This is a genomic window from Actinophytocola sp., from assembly GCF_036002505.1.
Lineage (GTDB): Bacteria > Actinomycetota > Actinomycetes > Mycobacteriales > Pseudonocardiaceae > DASYTH01.
On the sequence record NZ_DASYTH010000395.1, the window covers coordinates 1 to 5692 of the forward strand.

Annotated in this window: 7 protein-coding genes; 3 read left to right on the forward strand and 4 right to left on the reverse strand. The window is 69.8% G+C overall.

The window, feature by feature from the left end; genetic code table 11:
• Together VGR06_RS34365 and VGR06_RS34370 are read right to left on the reverse strand one after the other, a co-directional pair.
• The coding region (locus VGR06_RS34365) for an alanine racemase (RefSeq protein WP_327563362.1) at window positions 1-683 on the reverse strand (683 nt) is incomplete at its 3' end.
• Window positions 680-1291 (reverse strand): M15 family metallopeptidase, encoded by a 612-nt coding sequence (locus tag VGR06_RS34370; RefSeq protein WP_327563363.1) that lies wholly within the window; start codon window positions 1289-1291, stop codon window positions 680-682. The genes VGR06_RS34365 and VGR06_RS34370, both read right to left, overlap by 4 nt.
• 105 nt (window positions 1292-1396) lie before the next feature.
• Between VGR06_RS34370 and VGR06_RS34375 the strand changes: the two genes are divergently transcribed.
• Window positions 1397-1699 (forward strand): hypothetical protein, encoded by a 303-nt coding sequence (locus tag VGR06_RS34375; protein ID WP_327563364.1) that lies wholly within the window; start codon window positions 1397-1399, stop codon window positions 1697-1699.
• A gap of 808 nt (window positions 1700-2507) precedes the next feature.
• Complete coding sequence (locus VGR06_RS34380; protein WP_327563365.1) at window positions 2508-2747, forward strand: hypothetical protein; 240 nt, start codon at window positions 2508-2510, stop codon at window positions 2745-2747.
• Window positions 2748-2769: 22 nt separating this feature from the next.
• Here VGR06_RS34380 and VGR06_RS34385 read toward each other — a convergent pair whose 3' ends face one another.
• Both VGR06_RS34385 and VGR06_RS34390 read right to left on the reverse strand, forming a co-directional pair.
• On the reverse strand, window positions 2770-3465 hold the full coding sequence (locus tag VGR06_RS34385; protein WP_327563366.1) for a CGNR zinc finger domain-containing protein: 696 nt from the start codon (window positions 3463-3465) through the stop codon (window positions 2770-2772).
• Window positions 3466-3530: 65 nt separating this feature from the next.
• Window positions 3531-4748, reverse strand: coding sequence for an MFS transporter (locus VGR06_RS34390; protein WP_327563367.1), 1218 nt, complete (start codon window positions 4746-4748; stop codon window positions 3531-3533).
• A gap of 335 nt (window positions 4749-5083) precedes the next feature.
• Here VGR06_RS34390 and VGR06_RS34395 point away from each other — a divergent pair, with 335 nt between their 5' ends.
• Window positions 5084-5380 carry an excisionase family DNA-binding protein gene (locus tag VGR06_RS34395; protein WP_327563368.1) on the forward strand — a complete coding sequence of 99 codons (297 nt, stop codon included), beginning with the start codon at window positions 5084-5086 and terminating at the stop codon, window positions 5378-5380.
• Window positions 5381-5692: the final 312 nt, after the last annotated feature.

Sequence of the window (5692 nt, forward strand, 5' to 3'; positions counted from 1 at the left end):
CCCACCAGGCCCGCGCCGATACGGCTCATGGTGTGGTGCGACAGCGGATCGCTGAGTGTGGCGGCCGTCGCGGCGAGGTGGTGGTCGGCCGGGCGCAGGCCCGCGGCCCGGGCCACTCGCAGACCCCAGACGTACCGGTCACGGCCCCGTGCGTTGGCGGCGTGGCCCGGCCGGTCGGCGCAGGGCAGGTGGCCCATGATTCCGACGACGTGTAACCAGCCATGCCGCTCGGCCTGCCGGGCGGCACGGCAGAGGCGGTCCCACTGGGCGGGTTCGGCGCCGTCACGGCCCATGCCGGTGTCCAGTTGCAGGTGGATGCGAGCCCCTGGAGCGGTACGGGCAATCGTGTGCAGGTGGTCCAGGCCGGGAACGCCCAGCTCGATGTCCAGCCTTACCGCCGAGGCGAAGTCGGCATCCAGCGGGTTGAGCCAGCTCAGGATCCGCTGGGTCAGGCCCGCGGCGCGCAGCGGCCGAGCCTCGTCGATGCTGGTGACGCCCAAGCGGGTCGCGCCACCGGCGAGGGCGGCACGCGCGACGTCGATCTGGCCGTGGCCGAAGCCGTCGGCTTTGACCACCGCCATCAGCTCGCCGGCCGTACGAGATTTGATGGTGCGCACGTTGGCGGTGACAGCGCCCAGGTCGACCTGAAGGGTCGCCTGCGGCCGCAGCGCCAGCAGGCTCATCGGAACACCGGGCCGTACAGCGCGGCGGCGGCACCGGTGGCCAGAACCCAGTAGCGGTCGCCATAGGAGTAGTGCCACCACTCGGTGGGATAGTTGACCAGCCCTTCCTGGCACAGCACCCGGGCGAGCAGGTCGCGGTTGGCCCGCGCCTCGCGGCTGATCCCGCCGGTGGCGAAGTAGCAGCGGCCGCCGGACTGCTCCGGGGTGGCGTCGATCGCGGTGCCCAGGTCGAGTTCCTGCCCACACGAGTCGACCAGGGTCACATCGACGGCGGCGCCCGCCACGTGGGGCGCCACGGCCAGCGGTGCGACGTAGCGGCTGGTGAGGATGTGCAGCTCCGGCTCGCCGATGCCGGGATGCACGGAACGGATCTCGGCCGAGTAGCGCTCGATGATCGCCTGCTGCCGGTGCGCCGGGCGGTAGCCCTCCACCACGCGCAGGTAGATTCCCGAGGGCAGGGCCGCCCGCGCGGACTGCAGCCGGGTAGCCAACTCGCGGCGCACCAAGGCTCTGCCGGGTCCAAATCCGGGATCGAGGGCGACAAGGGGCTCGTCGACGTCGCGGACGGGCACGGCGGCCACCCGCGGATCGGACAGCAGGAGGGTCATGGCATTACGGTGACCGGCACGGTGAGGCCGGTGCCTCCGTCTGAGGTGCCGATGATCGGTCCTCAAGACTGAGCCGCCGGACCCGAGGGAGGAAGCCGGCGGGCCATGGCCCGCACAGGATCGAGCCATGATCCGCTGAGCCTTGCCCAGATCGCCGCCGTCACCGGGGGCACCGTGTGCGGTGATCTCGCGCTCGTGGTCACCGGTCCCGCCTACCTGGACAGTCGGTCCCCGCTGGTATTGGGAGAACCGGGGACGGCGTCCATGTCGGACCAGGACCGTCAGCAGGCAGTCACTGCGCTTGCCGCCATGATCCACCGATGGTGGTTGAATAACCGGGACCGCAGCGCCGATGCTGTTCGCGGATCGGATCAGCCAGGCGGCGCTGCGGCGGGTGGCGAGCACTGAATCGGTCAGGGGGTGCGTCGGCGCACGGCCGGTAGCGTCACGATCGGCCCCTGAACAGTGTGAATGCGGGTCGGGTTCTGCCACATCCGGTCCACACCGTTGACCGTTGTGTGAAATGTGGGGTCAGCCGGGTGTCGGCTGACCCTTCGTTGTCGGTAGGGCGATAACCATACAGAACAGGAGAAGGTTACGAAGTAGACAAACTATCGCTAGTCCGCTTTGTGGACGGGACGGCGATCGGCTACCGGGAGTACGGCAGCGGACCCGGCCTCATCCTGGTGCACGGGGGGATGAAAGCGGCGCAGCACTTCGGCAAGCTGGCCGGCGCCCTGGGCAACGACTTCCGGGTGTACGTGCCCGATCGTCGAGGTCGGGCACGAGTGGGCCGCACGGCGAAGACTTCGGCGTGCAGCGTGAGGTCGAGGACATGCAGGCTCTCATCGCCGCCACGGGCGCCCGGTTCATCTTCGGGCTCAGCTCCGGCGCCCTGGTCAGCTTGCGGACCGCGCTGTTCACCCCGACGGTTGGCCGCGTCGCCCTCTATGAGCCGCCGCTGTGGATCAATGGCTCGGCGCCGACTGCCTGCGTACCGCGCTTCGACCGGGAAATCGCCGCTGGCAGGGCTTGTCGGGGCGCTGGTGACCGCCATGAAGGGGATGGGCGTGGAACCGTTGTTCGCCCGGATGCCACGATTCGTGCTCGCGCCAGCCGTGGCCCTCGGCCTGCGTGCCCGGATGGAAGGCGCTGATGAGGTGTCCATCGCCGGCCTGATTCCCACACAACACTTCGACTGCGGATCGTGCAGGAGATGGCCGACACCGCGGCGGAATACGCACGGTTGCCGGCGTCCGCTTTTCTCCTCGGCGGCACCAGGAGCCCGGACTACCTCGACGTCGCGCTCGGCGAACTGGCCGCCGTGCTACCACACGCGAAACGCTTCACCCTGCCGGGCCTGACACATGACGGCCCTGAGGATGACGGCCACCCGCTCGTTGTGGCTCAGGTGCTGCGCGACTTCTTCACCGCACCGTGCGCTGGTCCACTCTAGACAGCGCGCCTGGACCGGAGACCTACGGGGCGCCGACCCGCGCGGCGCGGCGGCGTTCGGTGAGCCGCCGGGCCTTGGCCGCGCTACCACAGTCGGCCATGCGGCACCAGCGGCGGGAACCGTTGCGGCTCTGGTCGAGGAACAGCCACCCACAGCCGCCTTCGGGTACGGGGCAGCGGCGTACCCGGGTCAGATCGGCCGTCCGCAGTACGTCGAGTGCGGCCTCGGCGATCCGGTCGGGTACTAGCATGGCCGGTACCGTGCCGTAGGCGAGCCGTACCTGCGGCGGGTCGCCTCTGTCGAGCACCAACGTCGCTCGGGCGGCCGCCCCGGACCACCGCTCGTGCAGCCCGACCAGCGCGGCCCCGGCCGCGATCGGGTCGCCCCCGGCGGGGCCGCCTGGGTCACCCGCCGACCCGCTGTCCGCTGGCGGGATCGCCGCGAGTATCACGAGGTGCAGCCCTTCCCGGATGTCCCGGACGGCGGCCAGTCCCGCGTGTGCCGCCGCGGGATCGTCGCGCCACGCCCGATCGACCCGCTTGGCCTCCGCGTCGCTGATCAGGCCTACCCTGACCGTCCAGCGCAGTAATGCGGAGGTGTCGGACAGGAAGTCGTAGGGCGGCTTGCCGTCGAGCGGTGCCCCTCGTTCGAGCGTGTTGACCAGATCGAGTGCGGGGTGCCCGCCGACAAGCGGCAGCTGGCGCACGTCGAGTGGCATGCTGGCCAGGCTACCATCTAAGGCGTTGATGGAGGTAGCACGATTGCTGTCCACTGAGCATCGTGTTACGCGACCCGGGCGTCGGCGGGCAGGGGCTTGTCGGCGCGCGCCGGCGCGACCTGCCGCCGGCTGGAGAAGACCGGTTCGGCCAGCACGCTGGCGAACGCCACCAGGCTGAGCAGCGCCCCGACGATTGCGGTGCTGCGCACGCCCGGGCCGAGCAGCAGCACGCTGCCGAAGAACGCGCCCGCGGTGATGCCCGTATTGAACGCCGTGGAGGTACCGGCGCTTGCCATGTCCGACGCTCCCGGCGCGTACACGAGCACCCGCGACCCCAGAGTGGCGGGCAGGCCCGCCAGCGTGAAGCCGGACACGGAGATGGTGATGACGGTCGCGACCTGGGAGGCGCCGAACGCGTACTGCCCGGTGAGTGCCAGCACCTGCAGACCGATGAGCCCCATCATGGTGAGCCGGCCGTGGCGGTCGACGAGGTAGCCGACCGCGAACACGCCGGCCAGGCCCGCGATGCCGCGTGCCAGCAGGAGCGGACCGATCGACGACTCGGCGAAGCCGCTGACGTCGGTCAGGAACGGGCTGATGTAGGTGAACGCCGTGAACGCACCGGTGACCGCCATCGCCGTGGTGGCCACGATCGACAGGTACCGGCCGCGGTCGGGTGCGCTGCCCCGGTCCGCCGCGCCTTGCCCGGCCGGCGTGTTGGGCAGCGCGGCCGCCACCGCGACGAGTACGAGCAGGCCCAGACCGCTGAGCGCGAAGAACGCCACCCGCCAGTTGGTCTGCTGACCGAGCCACGTGCCGGCCGGGATGCCGGCCAGCGCGGCGACGGAGACGCCGGCGTACAGGATCGACACGGCCCGGCCGCGCACCTCGGCCCGGAACAGGCCGGCGGCGGCCGGCGTCACGACGGCCCAGAACAGCGCCTGGCTCAGCGCGGTCACCATCCGGGCACCCATGAGCAGCCAGTAGTTCCACGCCACAGCCGACAGGCAGGTGGCCACGACGAAGACGCCGAACAGGATGCACAGCAGCCGCCGTCGAGGCAGCCGGCGGGTCAGCCGTGTGAGCGGCAGGGACACCACCACGATGATCAGGCCGTACCCGGTGACCAGCAGCCCGACCGCCGACACGGTGGTACCGAGGTCCTTCGCGATCAAGGGGAGCAGGCCGATCGGCAGGGACTCGGTCGTCACGTAGCTGAACACCGCCAGGGTCAGGCCGATCAGAGTGACGATCGCCGACTTGCTTCCGAACCGTTCTCGCACGCTGCCTCCTCGGTTGGATCACCACTGTCCTAGGTGATGGAGGTAGCTCCATGACGTCGCCGTCATGGGATTCCCTTATTGCATCGAATGTAGACAGGCTTGATGCTACCAGTCAACCTGATTTAGGCGGTAGCGCAATGACCCGTCGTTCGAGCCTCGGTCGACATAAACGCCGCAGACAGAGCGCGGCGAGGCGCAGGTGGTCCGCCGCACCGCTGACGCGACCATGATCGTCAGCCACGTTCGAGCGAGGTCACCCGGAGCGTGACTGGTCAGCCCGGACGGCTCCCAGATCGACATCCCTGATGAGTTTGTACGGCGTTCTTCTCGATGTGGTGACGACCCTGTCGCAGGGCTGGGCGATCTCGATTGCCCCGCACAACACGATGGTCATCACGCAGGAGGCCGCCGACCTGCTCGACGTCTCCCGGCCCACCCTTGTGCGGCTGCTGACCGACGGCGAGATCCCCTACACCATGCGCGGTCGGCATCGGCGGGTCATGCTCCGCGACGTCCTCGACTGCCGCGACCGCGCCCCCCGCGAGCGGCGCCGGACCCTCGACCAGATGGCCGTTGACGCCGAGGACGACGACCTGTACAACGCGACCGCCACACCCAAGAGGACCAGGTGAGGCAGACCGGTCGTGGCCTTTCCCGCGCTCCTCGACACCAGCGTGCTCTACCTTGCCTACCTATGTGACACCCTGCTCCGCCTCGCCGAGGCCGAGGCGCACCGGCCACTGTGGTCCGCTGACATCGAGACGCTGATCGACGGCATGACCAACGACTGGAAGACCGCCAGGTCCTGGCCGCCGCCGTACGCGCCAACGCCGAGGTCGTCGTCACCTTCAACGTCCGCGACTTCCCCAAGCCGGCGCTCAAGCCGTACAACATCGCGGGCTGGCCCTACCCCAGTTCACCGCCGAAGTCCGGCGCCATATTAG